The organism is Streptomyces sp. V4I23 (assembly GCF_030817975.1).
Lineage (GTDB): Bacteria > Actinomycetota > Actinomycetes > Streptomycetales > Streptomycetaceae > Streptomyces.
The window spans coordinates 1,308,460-1,324,278 of record NZ_JAUSZW010000004.1; the positions used below are offsets into that span (position 1 = coordinate 1,308,460).

Here is a 15,819-nt window from a genome sequence, read left to right on the forward strand (position 1 = left end):
CGTCAGCCCATGTCGCCCGACAGCGCCCACACAGCGTCGACGACGCGCTCCACGTCCTCCTTCTGGTGGAACAGGTGGGTGGACACCCGGACGGCCTGGTGGGACCGGGCCGAGCCGATGACCGGGAAGTCACTGGTGCGGATCACGATGCCGTACTCGTCCTTGAGTCGGGCGACCAGCGTCGCCGTCTTCTGCGCGTCGTGCACGTCACTCGGGTCACGGAAGGGCGCGAAGGAGGTGAGAGCGCACACCAGACGGGGGTCGTCCTTGGGCGAGTACAGGGAGTCCACGCCCCACCGCTCGACGATCAGCTCCTTGAGGTACGCCGACAGGCCGAGCACATGGTCCTGGATGCGCCGGCGCCCGATGCGGTCCCACACCTCGCAGACATGGCGCACACCGGCCATGACCGCGAGGCTGCTGTTGCCGACGGTCTGGAGGTCGGAGGCGATGTCGTAGCTCTCGGTGGGGCCGTTGGAACGGGGCGGCAGTCCCCCTTCGGCGGGGTAGCCGCTGGACACCACGGGCCAGAACTCGGGCAGCGGGTTGGGGTTGTAGCGGGCCAGCACCTTGTTGCGGATGTAGAGGATGCCCGTACCGCCGGGCCCGCACTGCCACTTCGCCGCCGACCCGGCGAGGAAGTCGACGCCCAGCTCGTGGAAGTCGTACGCCATCATGCCGGGTATGTGCGCACCGTCGACGACGCTGATCAGTCCGTGGTCCTGCGCGAGCTTCGCCAGCATGGCGATGGGCAGCATGGTGCCGGTCTTGTAGGTGGGCGCGGAGAACACGAGCGCCTTGGTGCGCGAGGTGATGGCCCGCCGGAACAACTCGACGTAGTCCTCGGCACGTTGCCTGTTCCCCACGGGCAGGGCGACCCGCTTGATCACAACGCCGTGGCGGTCCCGGGCGATGGCCATGGGAACGTTGCCGCCGGAGTGCTCGTGATTGGTGGTGAGGATCTCGTCGCCCTCCTTGAGGGCGAGACCGGCGAGGATCTTCGACATGCCGTCGCTGGTGTTGTGGGAGATCACGAGTTCGTCGGGATCGCACCCGTAGCCGCGGGCCGCGACGGCACGGACGTCGGGGAAGTCGCTGTAGGCCGATATCGCCCCGGCGGCGACCTCGCGGTGGACCCGGTCCACGGTCTCGACGACCTCGCGCGGCGGCGAGCCGACGGTGCCGACGTTCATGAAGAGGACGTCCTTGTCCAGCATGAACAGGCGCTCGACCGCCTCCCAGTATCCGGGTGACGAAGGCGCGGGCAGCGCGGCGGCCGTCGCGCCGGGCGCGGCGGCGTGCGCGGCCGGGGCGGTGCCGACCGTCCCGATGCCGACGCTCGCGGCGCCGGCCCCCAGGAATCCGACGAAGCCGCGCCGGGAGACCCCGGAGCGGGTGCGTGTGTGTCTCGACATGACGTGTCCCTTCAGCTGTGACTCGACGGACTGCGATGTGACCGAGCGCTGCTCAGCGGACGGCGACTCAACGGACGGCGATGGCGGAGATCTCGACCTTGGCGTCCCGAGGCACGCGGGCGACCTCGACGGTGGCGCGCGCGGGCGGCGCGGCGGACCCGAAGAACTCGGCGTAGGCGGCGTTGAAGCGGGCGAAGTCGTCGAGATCGGCGAGGTAGACGGTGGTGCTGACCACGTGCGACAGCGACATCCCATCGGCCTTGAGCACGGCCTCGACGTTGCGCAGCACCTGCCGCGTCTGCTCCTCGACGGAGGCGCCGGCGGGGATGGCCCCGGTCCTGGGATCGATGGGCAGCTGCCCGGAGACGAAGGTGAGGTTCCCGGCGGAGATCCCCTGCGAGTAGGGCCCGATGGCGGCGGGCGCGTCGGGGGTGGCGACGACGCGATGCCGGGGGCTCTGCTGGTCGGTGGTCTCGGCGACCGCGGAGGCGCCGCCGAGGGCGAGGAACAGGGCGGCGGTGGCGGCGAGGGCGGCCACGCCCCGCCGCCGCCCGCTGCCCCACCGGTCTTGCTTCGAGGTCTGCATTCGCACGTCCTCCCGCACACATCAGCACATGGACGCCCTCGTTCGGGGCGTTGCGTGCTGGTTGGTTGCGGCAGGGTGGGGGGAGGTTTACGAGTGGGGGAATGATTTGGCGGAGGACGCACCTGACTACGAGCCCCCATGCGGCCGGGAGAACCCAGGGAGAGAATGCGGTCTGCGCGCGCCGCGCGACACGGGCCTTGATCCCCAGGAGAAGCACACCCGAAAATCCTCCACGCCCCAGCGAGCGCCAACTCTCGGACGTAGGACGGACATTCAAGCGAAAACTGTACGCACGTCCACTACGATCCGTGATCATGAACGCTGCGGGGGACGTAACATGACGGCGCACGGCGACGGCTACACAGCAAATGCCGCTTCCATCAACGGGAACTCACACCTGCTGGTGGAGCTTGCAGGGCTCCTCTACGAGGGGCGTCCTGACGGCGAGCTGACAGTGATGGCCCGCGTGCCGCGCTCACACCACGAAGTGTCCGAGAAACTCGACGCCTTCGCGCGCTTCAGCAACGACCAGTACCTCGACACGGTGTCCCTCCTCGCCGCCCTCTCGACCAAGCTCAAGGCAGCCGGAGGCGACTACGCAGAGGCGGACCACACTACGGAAGCCGCCTTCCGCACCATCCTCGAGTCCGGTCGTTTCGTACCCGCCGAGGACAGGTGACCGTCATGACATACCACGCCGACGTCGAGTTCCTCGAACTCTGCAACCCTGCTCTCATAGAACGCAATGCGCAGGAGTACCGCCGACTCCACCGTCTCCTGGAGTCGTCCGACACCGCGTTCTTGAAGGCCATACGAACCCAGTGGGTGAGCGAGGCCAACGACCTGTACGAGAAGCGGCTCCGCGAAGCCGAGAGCCTCGCCACGCATCTGTCGTCGGCTTTTCGAACGACGTGGAAGTCTCTTGTCGACTATGCCGATGCGGTCGAGCGGGCCAAGTCACGCTTCGAGGACGGCCGTTCGAGCGAGGCGGCACTCTCCGAGGTGATGTCCAGGGTTGCCGAGCCGGTGACCGAGACAGCCCAAAGGCGCGGAACCGATGCGCCAGTGGGAGGACCTGCGCAAGCGGACCGGCGTACTCGACTGGTTCGCCGAAATCACCGTGGACGTCGACGAGATCCGGGACGAGGCTGAACGACGCTACGATGCGGCCAAGCAGGCGTTCGGCGATGCCCAGCGCATCGAACGAGAGGCCCGGACCCTGTGCGTGTCTTCGTTGGACGCGGCTCACCGATCGATTCCCGACTTCCGTGGCGATCTTCCCCACCCTTCCGCGCTCCTCGCGGGCATGCCGGCACTCCGGCACGAGGTCGGCGAAGCAAGAACCGACCCCAACGTCGCCCTGCCCGGCGGCGGGCCGCGCGTGGACGAAATCGCCCCGAACGTGGAAGACAAGACCGTTTCGCCGAAACTTGAGGAGATCCGCTCCCGGCTCGACGGCCTGCCACCTGCCATGGACCAGAACCAGTGGCTCCCGTCGAACTCCGACGAGGAGCGGCGCAAGTGGATCGAGGCCAATCGTCAGCACATCAAGGACGCTGCCGAGTACACAGGGCTGCCAGCTGACATGATCGCCGGTATCGCCTGGCAGGAGGTGCAGGGCGACCCGAAGTGGGTGGACGACGTGAGCGACAACTACCGCCAGAACCAGCACGAGGTGTGGCCCGAGTTCCAGTGGGTGGCGGACCAGGTCGGACTCACCGGTGAGGCAGACCAAACCTCCATGGGGCCGATCGCGATCCAGATCCGCCGCTCGGCAGAGGTACTCGGGTACGACCCGGAGAACATGACGAAGGCCCAGCGCGACGAGGTGGAAGCGGCCACTCAGAACCCGTCGACCAACATCTACATAGCGTCGGAGTACCTTGCCCACCTCAAGGCTGAAAGCTCCTTCGCCAATGTACCGGCCGACCAGATGACCCCGGAGCAGTACCAGGAACTGGCCGCGCGGTACAACGGTGGCCCGGGTTGGCAGACCGACGACGCCCAGGCATACGGTCGAGGCTTCAGCCGCAACATCGACGACGCGAGGCGGGCACTGGATGACTGAGCAGGAGACGAGGGAACCTACTGCGCGCAGGCCGGGGGTGGTGCTCGCGACCGCCGGGTGCTCAGCGGTGCTGCTCGCCCTGCATACAGTGGGGGGCTTCTTCGTGCTCAACGCCCTCCTGACCGAGTCCGAGGGTCCCTGGGACCATACGGTCACCGACACCGTGCGGCTGATGGCTGTGCTTGGCGTCGGGACCGAAATCGTCGCGGCGGCGGTCACGGCCGGGTTCGTCGCGCTCGGGTGCGTACGGCGGTGGTGGTACGCGATCCCTCTCGCACTAATCCTCACGGCGGTGGCACGGATGGTGTTCGCGCCGGGGCCGTGACGTCGGGTGCGAGCGCCCGGTGCACGTCACCCCGGCGGCATTGTGGCTGAGACACGGTCCTTGCTGTTCGTCGCCCACAGGCGGGCGCGGGACAGCCGACGCGGTCGAGTGCGGCCTTGATCTCCCGTGAGCCGACAGCGGTGATCCGGCGGCACTCGTCGCGCGGGGGCTGCCGCCAGGGGCCAGAGTCGGGAAGCTCGTCGCGGATCACCTCCAGGCCCCGGCGCCCATGGTCGAACTCGGACTCGGTGACCGTGGTCCACCGGCCGACAAGAAGATCACCCAGGGCAAGCACCACACACAGGCCCTACTCTGCCTCGCCCGGCGCCGGGCGGATGTCCTCTTCGCGATGCTGCAGATGGCACCTTCTACGAACCGCAGCCCGTCCGGACGGTCGCCCAGCAGACCTAGACCATGCTCAGGAGGTGGTCCGTGGGGGTGTAGTCGATCTTCCAGTCGGCATAGACCCCGGAGAATCCGTCCTTGATGCACCGCAGGCCCACGGTCACCCAGCGAACCGAACCGTCGTCGCCAAGGGAGAACGCGACCGCAGCCTCGAACTCCTCGCTCCCGCACGGGCAGCCGGCCGCACCAGGCTCGTCGTCCTCCCAGGACTCCTCGCTCCAGCACTCCTCGCTGTCTGCAATGAACGCACGGCTGCCACAGCCAGAGCACTCCCGCTCCGCTCCAGAGTCATTGACCAGTACGAAGAACACCCGGCCGCCGCACCCCTCACAGACGGAAGGAGCGATCTTCACCGGGCGGCCGTCGACAGCACCCCGGAGAAACACCGCGAGCTCCGCAGGGACATCCTCACCAACCTGATCATCAGCATGCACGAGCACATCGTTCCAAACGCCCTGAAGCACCGCCCGACCACCTTGACCAAAGACACAGGGGCACCCCCCGTTTCAGGGTGTGCCGGTCACCAGGTGGTCCCGTGCCGTCGCGAACAGCCTCTGCTTTGGGGCCGGGCGGCCACCCGTGGCGAGGCTGTCCACGTTCAGTTGGTACACGCGACCCACAGCAGTACCGCATCCCAACCCTGGAGCCGGACGGTCCGCGTACGGGACGTCACGTCGGTCATGAGGTCTCGGCAGACTTGTGGTACCAGGCCAGCTGTCCCGCCCCCGCCGACGGTGCGGTGGATCGGAGACACCGGGTTCCCGCACCGCTCCCCACGGCGGGGCGGCCGGCCGGCCGGGTGACCTCTTGCGTGACGGCCGCTGGTGGGCAGCGCCCGGTCGGTTGACCCGTCGGCGGTCGGCATGGCGACCGGAGCCCTGCCCCGGTGCGTACCGGGGCGGAGAAGACGGTCACGCCGAGAATCCCCAGAACGAGACAGACGACGGCCGTGGCTGCCGAGACCACCACGGCCACCTCACCCCAGCTTCCGCGCCTCTCGCCGCTGGGTTGAGGTGCGCCGCCCGGCGTTGTGGCACCCGCGGCACCATGTCCCCCTGTGCAGTTGCTCACCGAGTGCAGGCCATTGCACGACAGCTTCCACACCGGGCAACAGATCGCCTTCGGCCAGGGTTCCTGTGGCCTGCCGCGCCCGCCGCCGTCCGCTCCTGCGTCGACAGCGGCGGTCACGGTCAGGACACGGGCGACGCAGGCACGGCTTGGAACGCGACGTGCGAGGCGTGCGGGGTGATCTCGAGGTCACTTCCGAGAGCCCATTCGGCCACCCGCGAGACCACGGCCGCGGGAATCCGTTCGCTGATGCCCGGGGCCGCCGGGATGTCATGCGTGGCATGCGCGTCGTGCGGCAGGACGACGCGGTACCCGAGCGCCAGGGCCGTACGAGCCGTCGCCTGTACGCACATCTCGGACATCACACCGCAGATGGCGAGCGACTTCACCCCGGCATCGGTCAACAGACGCTCCAGCACGGTCGCTTGGAAACCGTCGTCCTGGGGTTTGCGGACGACGGCCTCAGTGGGCCCGGACTCGACGGCGTGATGGAGTTCCCAGCCGGGCGTGTGCGGCTCGTCGTCCGCCCCGGCGGGCCCGTCGTTCTGGAGGTGGATGACGAGCGCCCCGCTCCTTCGCGCCCGCGCGATCAGGTCGGTCGTCCGGTCCACGAGGCGGACGGCGTCGGGTACGGCGCCGGTGCCGGAGACGAACGCCGACTGAACGTCCACCACGAGGAGGGCCTCTACGGGCTGCAGGTGAGTGCTCATGGCGTCATCATGACTGTCGCCATCACGCACCTCCACCCGGTTTGGGTGCCCTGAAGAGGTCGTCAGCGGTGTGCGCGCTGGTACGGTCACGGGATGTGCCGAGCGGTACCGCCCTGTCCCCGACGCTCACCGGACTCGAAGCTGGTCGCCGGCCCGGGAGCCTGGGTCTTCTTGGGCGGCTCGGGGCTTCGTGGTGGCCGTCTTCGTGACCATCGGAGCCGGCTCCGGCTCAGCGGTCGCCGTCACCGTCGCAGCGGGCACCGGCAGCACGACCGTCCAGGTGCAGCCGGGTCGACTGCGCGTATCGCTCCTGCCACTTGGGAGCAACGCCGCTATGGAGAGGCCTTTCGCCGCATCCGCGAGCTGCGCGACGCCGCGGCACAGGCCGCTGAACTCGCCCGCAGTCCGGCCGACTTGCTCATGGACGATCTGACGGCAGGCGCTCTGTAGCCGCCACAGCAGTAACGGTGTCCCCTACCGTCACACTCCGTCTTCCCCCACTGACCAGCCGTGGCTACGCTCGTCGCTGGACGCGATCCTGGGGGGCATATGTCAGGGGACGTGTACGACTGGCTGCGCGCTGCCGTTTCACAGTTCGGCGGTAGCTGCAAGGCGAAGCTCTCCGGCGGCGGAAGCCCGGAGGCGTCGATCCGGGGTCCGCTCGAAGTCCTCCTCCAGACCGTGGGCGAGCACCACAGTCTCCATGAAGTCTCCTGGCACGACGAGTTCCGCATCGCCGACCTCGGCGTACGGCCGGACTACGCGATACGGGCCGGCGGCGACGTCTCCGGCTACATCGAACTCAAGAAGCCAAGCCTCCCCCTGGATCCCGACACCTTCGGCAAGGACAACCGGGAGCAGTGGGAAAAACTGCGGAATCTGCCCAACCTGCTGTACTCCAACGGCACCGAGTGGCGGCTGTACCGCGACGGACGCCAGCTGGGCGAGACGGTGCTCTTCACGGGCTCGCTCAAGAGCGCGGGTGAGAAGCTGGTCCCCGCCGATCCAGCAGCCTTCGACGCACTCCTCAGAACCTTCCTCCTCTGGGCACCCCCGAAGATCGCCCACGTCAACCGTCTCGTCCAGCACATCGCTCCGCTGTGCCGACTGCTCCGCTCGACCGTGCTGGAGCAACTCGCTGCCGAGGCCAGGTCACCCAGACCGGACGACGATGTGCGCGCACGCCCGTTCACCGGCTTGAAGAACGAATGGCGCAGATTGCTGTTCCCCTCCGCAGACGACGCCACGTTCGCCGACGGATACGCCCAGGCCGTCACGTTCGCTCTGCTCCTGGCCCGCTCGGAAGGCATTCTCGACAAGGAGTCGAGCCTGCACGAGATCGGCCGGCGTCTCGACGCGGACCACGCGCTGATGGGCAAGGCGCTCCAGCTCCTCACCGACCACGTGAACGAGCGGTTCACCGTCACACTCGATCTGCTGCAGCGCACCATCGCGGGTGTCGACTGGTCGGCGATCCGGGCCGGCAACCGGGATGCCTACCTCCACCTGTACGAGCACTTCCTCACCGTCTACGACCCGGCGCTCAGGCAGAAGAGCGGCTCCTACTACACACCGCACCAGACCGTCACGGAGATGGTGCGCCTCACAGAGAGCGTGCTACGCACCCGCCTCGGTCAACAGGACGGCTTCGGCGGAGACGATGTACGCATCGTGGACCCAGCCATGGGGACTGGCACATATCTGCACACGATCATCGAGCGAGTGGCGGAGCAGGCCGCCGAACGGCACGGTCCCGCCATGGCTGCCGACGCGATCTCCCGCCTCGCCACGCGCCTCTATGGCTTCGAGCTGCAGATGGGGTCTTTCGCAGTCGCCGAGCTGCGCGCCTCGGACCTCCTCAAACGGCACCAGGCTCCGCTGCCGGACGGCGGACTGAACCTCTTCGTCACCGACACACTGGACAACCCCTTCGTGGAGGAGGAGCACCTCTACGTCTACGGTGCGCTGTCCGACTCCCGAAGGCGTGCCAACAGGGTGAAGGCACGCATCCCCGTGACCGTCGTGATCGGCAATCCTCCCTACGACGACAAGGCCGAGAACCGCGGCGGATGGGTCGAGAAGCGCAACGGGGACAGCACCGCCCCACTGCTCGACGACTTCCGCCTCCATGGCAACGGGCGTTACGAACACATGCTCAAGAACATGTACGTCTACTTCTGGCGGTGGGCGGCCTGGAAGGTGTTCGACGCGCATGAGGGAGACCAGCACGGGGTCGTCTGCTTCATCTCCCCGTCCGGATGGACGACCGGCCCTGGTGGCCGCGGCATGCGGGACTACCTGCGGCGCACCTGCGACGAGGGCTGGGTCATCAACCTCTCGCCCGAAGGGCAGCGCGCCGAGGTCGCCACGCGCGTGTTCCCGGGCGTCGCCCAGCCGCTCGCGATTTGCCTGTTCGTCCGCAGGCACGAGGTTGAGCGTGCGAAGAGCCACCGGGCACGCGTCCACTATCGAGCTGTCTCCGGGAAGCAGGCGGAGAAGTTCCAGGCGTTACGGGCGATTGAACTGGACGACGACGGCTGGCGGGAGGCCCACAGCGATGACGTGCGGCCCTTCACTCCGCGGACGCAGTCGGGCTGGGATGAATACCCCGCACTCAGCGATCTCTTCCCATGGAGCAGTCTGGGCATCACGTCCAACCGCTCGTGGGTGAGCGGCCCTTCCGCCGAGACGCTGCGGAGGAGGTGGGCGAGGCTCATACGGGAGACGGACCCCTCGGAGAAGGCCGAGCTGTTCAAGGAGACCCGGGACCGCACCTTAGCCGGTGAGAAGGAACCGCTCCCGGGGCAGTCTGCGCATCCACACTCATTGAATCAGGAGCGCTCCACAAGGCCGGAGACGGTCCAGATCTCGCTGAGAAGCTTCGATCGACAGTGGCTGATCGCGGACAACCGCACCATCGACTTTCCGCGCCCTGACCTTTGGGACGCGGCTCACCAAGCGGGGCAGCTCTTTCTCAATCACCAGTCATCGCACAACATCGACTCCGGCCCCGCCGTAGTGGCAACCCATCTCATCCCCGACACGCATCATTTCAACGGCCGAGGCGGCCGAGTGCTGCCCCTGCTCCACCCCGACGGCTCCCCCAACGTTGCCGGCGGACTCCTCTCTCTTCTCGCCCACGTACTCGGCCGCGGTCCGGTGAAGGCAGCCGACTTGGCCGCCTACGCCGTCGGAGTCGCGGGACACGGTGCCTTCACTCAGCGGTTCGTCGAGGAACTGCTGACGCCGGGTGTGCGCCTGCCGCTGACTCGCGATCCGGAGGTCTGGAGCCGGGCTGTGGCTCTAGGCAGAGAAGTGCTGTGGGCATCGACGTACGGCCGGCGCTGCGTAGCCCCTGAAGCCGGACGCCCAAATGGACAGGTCGCCTTCCCACAGAGCGACGAGCGCCAGGTCCGCTACCTCACCCCCATCGGTCAGCAGGTCCCGGACACGATGCGGTACGACGCCGAGACGCAGACTCTTCACGTCGGTGAGGGGTCGTTCGCGCCTGTTCCCGAGGCCGTCTGGACCTATGACGTCGGCGGCATGCGCGTCCTCAACAAGTGGTTCGGCTACCGCAGGGCCAAGCCCAGCAGCAAGAGGACCAGCCCTCTCGACGACATCCACGTGGACGCATGGCCGCCGGAGTGGACGAAGGAGTTGATCGAGCTGCTGTCTGTGCTGCGGAGGCTCACCGACCTGGCCCCCGCACAGCGAGATCTCCTGCGCGAGGTGCTGGCCGCCCCCGTCATCACGCATTCCGAGCTGGTCGTCGAGGGAGTGCTGCCCGTCAAGGATTCATCGCGTAAGGCACGAGTCGTGCGGAGGGACGGCCTCTTCGCCGACGAGGCAGTGACTCAGCCCTGAGACGCCTCAGGCCGTATCTCCGCGAAGGGAAGCTGAGGCGTCGGCGAACGACATGGCCCGTCGGCTCAGCCCGCCCACCGCTCGTGCGAACTCGGGAGCCGTTGCCCCGTACTCCTCGACCAGTTGGGCGATCTCGCCGAGAACTTGCTCCGAGGACTCGTACAAGGCCCGGTAATGCATGGCCGTGCCCAGGTCGGTGACCGCGAGCAGTTCACCCTGCCGCGCCAGAAACTTCAGCCAGAGCAGGACGGGCCAGTCTGCCCGCACCTGGTCGGGATCGAGTCCTCGGGCCGCCACTTCCTCGGCGGCGGCGCCGGCGTTTCCCTCAGGTCGCGGAAGCGGGGCGGCCACGACCTGCGCTAGCAACCGCCACTGGGTGTCCGTGATGTCAACGTGGGGCAGAGGGGCCGGTGACTGCATGCCGTATGCCTAGCACACCACGGCCACCACCTGAGGCTCCTCGAGACGAGGTCGCGCGAATGGCATGTGCCACGCGGCTTGCCGTCGTCGGCCCAGGCGACAGGTGAGCCGCCCCTGCCAGGCACCGACGTAGTTGCGCTTCCAGCACCGCTCGATCACCGGCTCACGGGGCGAAGGTAAGTGCACGAACAGGTCGAAGCGTCCAGATGAGCCAGTTCTGCCGGCCCTTTGGCCGGATGTGCGTTGCTGCTGCAATCGACGGGCTGGTACAGATGAATGATCCGTTGTCAGTGCCGTAGTCGATACTGGGCACGGTCAACGGAACGTATTGACCAGGGGACGACGCACGGGGGTTCGTTGTGACGGGGTGGGACATCACGCCTGCAGGCGTGCAGTCGGTGATCTCTCAGGTGAGAGAGGCTGCCGCGAGCATGGGCGCCGGCATCAAGTTGTACGGGGCGGGCGTCGAGGGAGCGATGGAGTCTGCGGGAACCCTGGCGGTCGGCGGCAAGAGCGGCGGCCAGGCGGCGGGGCTGGTGGCGGTGGCGCTGAGCCAGTTCATCAAGGGGACCGAGACGGATGTGGCGTTCCTGCCCCTGCGCGCCAGCAGCTCGGCGAACGGCGCCATCGAGGCGACCAACGCGTACATCACCGGGAATCTGGAGCAGGCGTGGAACGCCCAGCGGCAGGCCATGCTCGCGCCTGACGTGACAGCGTTCCTGGAAGCGGCCCGTGAGCAGGCCGCCGAGAAGTGATCAGCCCGGAGAAGATCCCCACCTTCACCGGAGACCTGGGCGAGCTGGGGCGGGAGATCGTCGCGCTGCGCCAGGCGGCGAAGGCGATCAGCGAACACGGCAGCGACGTCCACACCCGCTTCCAGGGGCTGAGCGCCTCGTACCAGGCCCCTGAGGCGGGGCAGCTGTTCGCCACGACGCAGGCGGTGCAGGAGACCTCCGGTTCCTTCGCGGAGCGGCTGTTGACGGTGGCCGGGGCCCTGGAGACGTACGCGATCGAGGTCGCCGAGATCGTCAAGCAGCTCGAATTGCTGCGCTGGCAGGCCACGCAATTCGTCGAGTCGGTCAAGGGCCACGACGGCCTGCTGGAGAGCTGGCAGAAGGACAAGGACAAGGTCGACGAGCACCAGGCCCTGTGGGACGGGGTGAACGCCGCGGTCGCCGCCTTCCAGCAGGCGGAGGTGACCTGCGCCGACAAGATCACAGCGCTTGTGGACGGCACCCAGTGGGCGATCAACAACGGCAGCCGTGGGCAGAAGAACGCGTACGGCTTCAGCGCCGAGCAGCTGGACCAGGCGGAATCCCTTCCTTGGGGCAGCCCGGAGCACCACCAGATGCTGCCGTTCGGGATCGATTACCACCTGGAGCAAGCGGGGATCAGCATCGTCGACAACGCCGTCGGCTCGGTCGAGGGATTGATCGACCTCTTCAGCCCCGGGGAGGACGGCGGCGCCGCCCGCGAGGGACTGGTCCGGGTGATCATCGGTGCCGAGGGCTACCTACTGGACCCCCATGGCGACCGGAAAGACCTCTCACCGTCCATGAAGAAGCTCATGGACGACAGCAAGCCGTACGCCAAGGAGTTCGGCAAGTCATTCGTCGCCTGGGACGACTGGTCCACCAACCCCGGCAAGGCCATGGGCACGGTCATCTTCAACGGCCTCACCCTGGGCGCCGGACCGTTGGGCGCGGCCTCGAAGGCAGGAAAGGCGGGTGGGATCTCCCGAGTAGCCGGCAACCTGGCCAAGGTCGGCGAGGTCCTGGACCCGATCAGCGCGGCAGCCAAGACGGTCGGCACCGCCGCCCGCGCCCTGCCGAAGGTCGCCGAACTCACCGCGGGCGTCCGTGGCGCCACCGACGCAGCGGCGGCCACGGACGCGGCGCACAGCTTCATCGAATACCCGGACGGCTCCCAACTTCGTATTGAGAACGGTGAGTTCATTCCGGGCAAGAAGGACGTGCCCGACACGACGCCCGCCCCTCATGAACCGGCAGCTGCCGACCGGGCACCGTCCATCGAGACGCCACGCCAGCACGAACTGGTGGGCGCGGGTGCGCGTGTCCCGCAGGCGCATGCGGAGGCAGGCGAGAATCTGCCGCCCCAGGGCAGTCACGACACGTCGCACGATCCGGCCGGTGGCGGAGGCGAACGGGATGGCGAGCCGCAGAAAACCGGCGGCGGACACGATTCCGGACATGCAGCCGACAGCCCAGGGCGGAGTAGTCACTCGGGTGCGGAGCAAGGCGGATCGGCCGACCACCATGGGGACGCCCCCGATGCACCGCATGGGACCGGCAGCGGCAGCGGCAACGGGGCCGATGGCACTGGCGGGTCCGACAGCAACGGGGCTTCTCTCAGCAGTGAGCCGCAGCCCATGGCTCGAGGTGGGGAGACAGAGCAACGCGTCCGTGACGCGGTCAAGGGAATTCCGGGCAAGAAGCGACCGAAGCCGAACGTCCTGGAGAGGGTGCTGGACCGCCTGGCCTCGGAACCTGACGGTCAGCGTGTAGCCGAGGTCATCGGCTCGGGTCAGTTCAATCAGAGTGACGAATTCGGGCAGGTCGTATCGGCGTTGGGGGCGAACAAGCTGGGCATGTTCCAGCCCAGTGCAGATCAGATCATCTTCGCAGACGACCTGGTGAAGAGCGGCGTACCGGCGCACGCCATCGACTTTGAGCAGAAGGTCCCAGTGGGCGCCGACGTGGACGTCCGCATCAAGGACGAAACCGGTGACATCTACGCCTATCAGATGAAGCATCTCAACGACCCTCAGGATGCGGTCAGCGAAATCACCAGAGGCAAGTATCTGCTCCAGTTGGCGAAGGCAGAAGCCAACCATCACGTGCTGCTCGTGGACGGCGGCCGGGGAACCCGCGCCGACTGGATATCCAGCGGCTCGTACGATGCCCTCATGGATATCCACCGCGGCGGGCGCGGACCGAAGGGCGAGGGCATCACGTTCGTCATTCGCCTCGAGGACGGCAACCTCGTGATTCCGCCCGGCAGCAAGCTCGACCCCAAGGACATGCTGTGATCACCTCGAATCCCATTGGCGACTGGACGTGGGAAATCACGTCGAGCACTGACGGTTTCCGTCCGCGTCGCGCCGCAGAGACCGCTGTGGCGGTCTGGAACATCCTGGCCGATCACGAGTTGGCAAGTCCCGTGGGAAAGGTCGGCCTCTCGGTCCGGTCCGTGGGCAACATGCGGGACGTCCGACTCGATGCCGGCGGTCTGAACTTGGAGCTTGAGCCCCTTGCTCCTGGAACCGATCTGTCACGGGCAGTGGCCGAGGCGGATTCACTCGACGGCGACCACCTCGTCAGCGCTCGGATCGACTGCCCCGGCTTCTGGTTGGAGTCAGGAGCCAGACATAGGGTGGAGAAGCTGTTCGCCATCGGGGTGGACGTCTGGAAGAGCAGCCTCCTCGTGGTGACACTGGAAACTTACTCCGACGCATGGCTGACGATGGACACCCGTGACCGCGAGCAGCCCCAAGTGCACGCCGAGAACGCGCCCCGGCTCAGTGCTGCCCTCGAGGAAATCTCAGCCCTGCTCGGCAGTGCCCCCGATCCGGGAGACTCGAGCCACTACGCAGTGCCCACGGAGACCGGTTTCGAGGATCCCTCAATCGAGGGGCCCGCCTACGACGACTCATGGGGAACATTTGAAGTTCCCACACGTTCGGGTCTGCTCCGGTCAAGAATTCCATCGTCTGAGGACGAGTACGAGGAGACCACTGAGCATCCCGTGCGCTACTTCACGATCCAGCGCGACGAACAGACACTGGGGTACGTCTGGGCATCGGTAGCCGACGATGCTGCGGGCTACGAGCCTCGAACTGCGGCGGGTGACGCAGCATTCGAAGCGGGAGCCGAATGGTTGCTACGCCTTCGAGCCGCTCACGGTCAAGGGCTCACCCCGCTCTCCGCACTGGAGTGGGTGGCTCAGCGTCCGCCGCGGCCGGAGATCGGTCTGATCGCAGAAGACGCTCCCCAAGAAGCCCCGTCCCTCGATTCCCTGGAGGAGCTCTCAGGCCGGTACTAGCCACAGGCCGTCGTATGGGCTGGCGGCGGAGGCACTGGAGCAGATCATCGAACGGGCGGGTCAGAGTGGAGTTCCTTCTACATGCCGGCAAGTCGGCCCGAAATCCACTCGCAAGAGAGGGGATGAATGGACGATCACTTCGAGGGATTTTTCAAAACCTATCTGGACCTGGAGCAGGCATACGACACGAGCGGATATGTGCGTCCCACTCTGATGGGCTTCAGCGAATCGTATGTCAGGGCAGTTCGTGATGGGTTCACGAAAGCCCTTGCCGATGATTCCTTTGGCGTGGCCGAGTATGAGCGTCTCACGGACATTGAGTTCGCCGACAAGGCCACATTGCGGCTCTATCTGGAGAATCTCTATGCCTACTTGTTCGAAGGTTCAGAAGGCCCGCCCATTCCACCAGAATGACGAATCAAACTATCTCCCCGAGGGTAAACGTGTCAAGTGAGGCCGAGATTCTTTACGGTAAGGAGATTTTTTTGATCTCGGGGGCGGGAGAAGCCGCTGGAAACCTCGTGGCAAAATCCTCGGGGATTGCCTACACCGTGCAAATCACACGGTTCCCATGTCGTAAACATGCGGCATGGAATATTTTCAAAGCGCTCGTGAAGGTCAGGCGGGACCTGGAAACCCGGGGATTGATACCCGCTCTTGAGGGAGCATGCCTGGATGTCTATCCCAGCAGGATGGCTCTTGAGATGGGTGGTGGGCGACGGGCATATCGTTGGTCACTGAAAGACCGGCCTGAAACAGTGGACATTTTTGAAGGCGTACCCTCCGGAGATCGTTGGCGACTCGCGAGCGTGGATGAGCAAGAGGCTGCACATAGGCGACGCAGGGGGCGCAGCATTGGATGAGTTCCTGCCGCCGGTGCCATCGATGTCAGA

At 66.7% G+C, this 15,819-nt stretch carries 14 protein-coding genes and 2 pseudogenes; 10 read left to right on the forward strand and 6 right to left on the reverse strand.

All coding sequences use genetic code 11. From position 1 onward, the window contains the following. Positions 1-2: 2 nt before the first annotated feature. Positions 3-1,415 carry an aminotransferase class V-fold PLP-dependent enzyme gene (locus QFZ82_RS08105; protein WP_307712491.1) on the reverse strand — a complete coding sequence of 471 codons (1,413 nt, stop codon included), beginning with the start codon at positions 1,413-1,415 and terminating at the stop codon, positions 3-5. A 67-nt stretch (positions 1,416-1,482) separates the two neighbouring features. Next, the gene (locus tag QFZ82_RS08110) at positions 1,483-2,001 is read right to left on the reverse strand and encodes a RidA family protein (RefSeq protein WP_307712492.1); all 519 of its coding nucleotides are present in this window, start codon (positions 1,999-2,001) and stop codon (positions 1,483-1,485) included. A gap of 337 nt (positions 2,002-2,338) precedes the next feature. On the opposite strand from QFZ82_RS08110, the gene QFZ82_RS08115 reads away from it, so the two are divergent. From QFZ82_RS08115 to QFZ82_RS08130, 4 genes are read left to right on the forward strand one after another with little or no spacing between them, the layout of a single operon-like run. Next, positions 2,339-2,680 (forward strand): hypothetical protein, encoded by a 342-nt coding sequence (locus QFZ82_RS08115; protein WP_307712493.1) that lies wholly within the window; start codon positions 2,339-2,341, stop codon positions 2,678-2,680. A gap of 5 nt (positions 2,681-2,685) precedes the next feature. Continuing rightward, positions 2,686-3,153, forward strand: coding sequence for a hypothetical protein (locus QFZ82_RS08120; protein WP_307712494.1), 468 nt, complete (start codon positions 2,686-2,688; stop codon positions 3,151-3,153). Continuing rightward, complete coding sequence (locus QFZ82_RS08125; protein WP_307712495.1) at positions 3,059-4,069, forward strand: hypothetical protein; 1,011 nt, start codon at positions 3,059-3,061, stop codon at positions 4,067-4,069. Before QFZ82_RS08120 ends, QFZ82_RS08125 begins: the two co-directional genes overlap by 95 nt. Then, a complete protein-coding gene (locus QFZ82_RS08130) occupies positions 4,062-4,394 on the forward strand; it encodes a hypothetical protein (RefSeq protein WP_307712496.1) in 333 nt (110 codons plus the stop codon). The genes QFZ82_RS08125 and QFZ82_RS08130 overlap by 8 nt, the downstream gene beginning before the upstream one ends. A gap of 94 nt (positions 4,395-4,488) precedes the next feature. Here QFZ82_RS08130 and QFZ82_RS39705 read toward each other — a convergent pair. Then, positions 4,489-4,689, reverse strand: a pseudogene (locus tag QFZ82_RS39705) (hypothetical protein); the annotation flags it as partial. Here QFZ82_RS39705 and QFZ82_RS08135 point away from each other — a divergent pair. After that, positions 4,666-4,805 (forward strand): annotated as a pseudogene (locus QFZ82_RS08135) (IS110 family transposase); the annotation flags it as partial. The pseudogenes QFZ82_RS39705 and QFZ82_RS08135 sit on opposite strands and share 24 nt — an antisense overlap. Here QFZ82_RS08135 and QFZ82_RS08140 read toward each other — a convergent pair. Both QFZ82_RS08140 and QFZ82_RS08145 read right to left on the reverse strand, forming a co-directional pair. Continuing rightward, complete coding sequence (locus QFZ82_RS08140; protein ID WP_307712497.1) at positions 4,802-5,263, reverse strand: hypothetical protein; 462 nt, start codon at positions 5,261-5,263, stop codon at positions 4,802-4,804. The pseudogene QFZ82_RS08135 and the gene QFZ82_RS08140 sit on opposite strands and share 4 nt — an antisense overlap. A 726-nt stretch (positions 5,264-5,989) precedes the next feature. Next, entirely contained in the window at positions 5,990-6,577 is a 588-nt protein-coding gene (locus QFZ82_RS08145) for an isochorismatase family protein (protein ID WP_307712498.1), read from the reverse strand. Positions 6,578-7,126: 549 nt separating this feature from the next. Here QFZ82_RS08145 and QFZ82_RS08150 point away from each other — a divergent pair. Further along, the gene (locus QFZ82_RS08150) at positions 7,127-10,444 is read left to right on the forward strand and encodes a type ISP restriction/modification enzyme (RefSeq protein WP_307712499.1); all 3,318 of its coding nucleotides are present in this window, start codon (positions 7,127-7,129) and stop codon (positions 10,442-10,444) included. 6 nt (positions 10,445-10,450) lie between these two features. Here the strand turns inward: QFZ82_RS08150 and QFZ82_RS08155 are convergent, their stop codons facing one another. Continuing rightward, positions 10,451-10,864, reverse strand: coding sequence for a hypothetical protein (locus QFZ82_RS08155; protein ID WP_307712500.1), 414 nt, complete (start codon positions 10,862-10,864; stop codon positions 10,451-10,453). Positions 10,865-11,223: 359 nt separating this feature from the next. On the opposite strand from QFZ82_RS08155, the gene QFZ82_RS08160 reads away from it, so the two are divergent. The 4 genes from QFZ82_RS08160 (at position 11,224) to QFZ82_RS08175 (ending at position 15,340) form a co-directional block, all read left to right on the forward strand. Next, the gene (locus QFZ82_RS08160) at positions 11,224-11,619 is read left to right on the forward strand and encodes a DUF6507 family protein (protein WP_307712501.1); all 396 of its coding nucleotides are present in this window, start codon (positions 11,224-11,226) and stop codon (positions 11,617-11,619) included. Beyond that, entirely contained in the window at positions 11,616-13,913 is a 2,298-nt protein-coding gene (locus QFZ82_RS08165; RefSeq protein WP_307712502.1) for a hypothetical protein, read from the forward strand. The genes QFZ82_RS08160 and QFZ82_RS08165 overlap by 4 nt, the downstream gene beginning before the upstream one ends. Then, the gene (locus QFZ82_RS08170; protein ID WP_307712503.1) at positions 13,910-14,926 is read left to right on the forward strand and encodes a hypothetical protein; all 1,017 of its coding nucleotides are present in this window, start codon (positions 13,910-13,912) and stop codon (positions 14,924-14,926) included. The genes QFZ82_RS08165 and QFZ82_RS08170 overlap by 4 nt, the downstream gene beginning before the upstream one ends. Before the next feature lie 126 nt (positions 14,927-15,052). Next, positions 15,053-15,340 (forward strand): hypothetical protein, encoded by a 288-nt coding sequence (locus QFZ82_RS08175; protein WP_307712504.1) that lies wholly within the window; start codon positions 15,053-15,055, stop codon positions 15,338-15,340. Positions 15,341-15,819: the final 479 nt, after the last annotated feature.

Coding starts and splice junctions, on each gene's coding strand:
- QFZ82_RS08105 (WP_307712491.1), bottom strand. CDS start 1,415: ATGTCGAGACACACACGCACCCGCTCCGGGGTCTCCCGGCGCGGCTTC.
- QFZ82_RS08110 (WP_307712492.1), bottom strand. CDS start 2,001: ATGCAGACCTCGAAGCAAGACCGGTGGGGCAGCGGGCGGCGGCGGGGC.
- QFZ82_RS08115 (WP_307712493.1), top strand. CDS start 2,339: ATGACGGCGCACGGCGACGGCTACACAGCAAATGCCGCTTCCATCAAC.
- QFZ82_RS08120 (WP_307712494.1), top strand. CDS start 2,686: ATGACATACCACGCCGACGTCGAGTTCCTCGAACTCTGCAACCCTGCT.
- QFZ82_RS08125 (WP_307712495.1), top strand. CDS start 3,059: ATGCGCCAGTGGGAGGACCTGCGCAAGCGGACCGGCGTACTCGACTGG.
- QFZ82_RS08130 (WP_307712496.1), top strand. CDS start 4,062: ATGACTGAGCAGGAGACGAGGGAACCTACTGCGCGCAGGCCGGGGGTG.
- QFZ82_RS08145 (WP_307712498.1), bottom strand. CDS start 6,577: ATGAGCACTCACCTGCAGCCCGTAGAGGCCCTCCTCGTGGTGGACGTT.
- QFZ82_RS08150 (WP_307712499.1), top strand. CDS start 7,127: ATGTCAGGGGACGTGTACGACTGGCTGCGCGCTGCCGTTTCACAGTTC.
- QFZ82_RS08155 (WP_307712500.1), bottom strand. CDS start 10,864: ATGCAGTCACCGGCCCCTCTGCCCCACGTTGACATCACGGACACCCAG.
- QFZ82_RS08175 (WP_307712504.1), top strand. CDS start 15,053: ATGGACGATCACTTCGAGGGATTTTTCAAAACCTATCTGGACCTGGAG.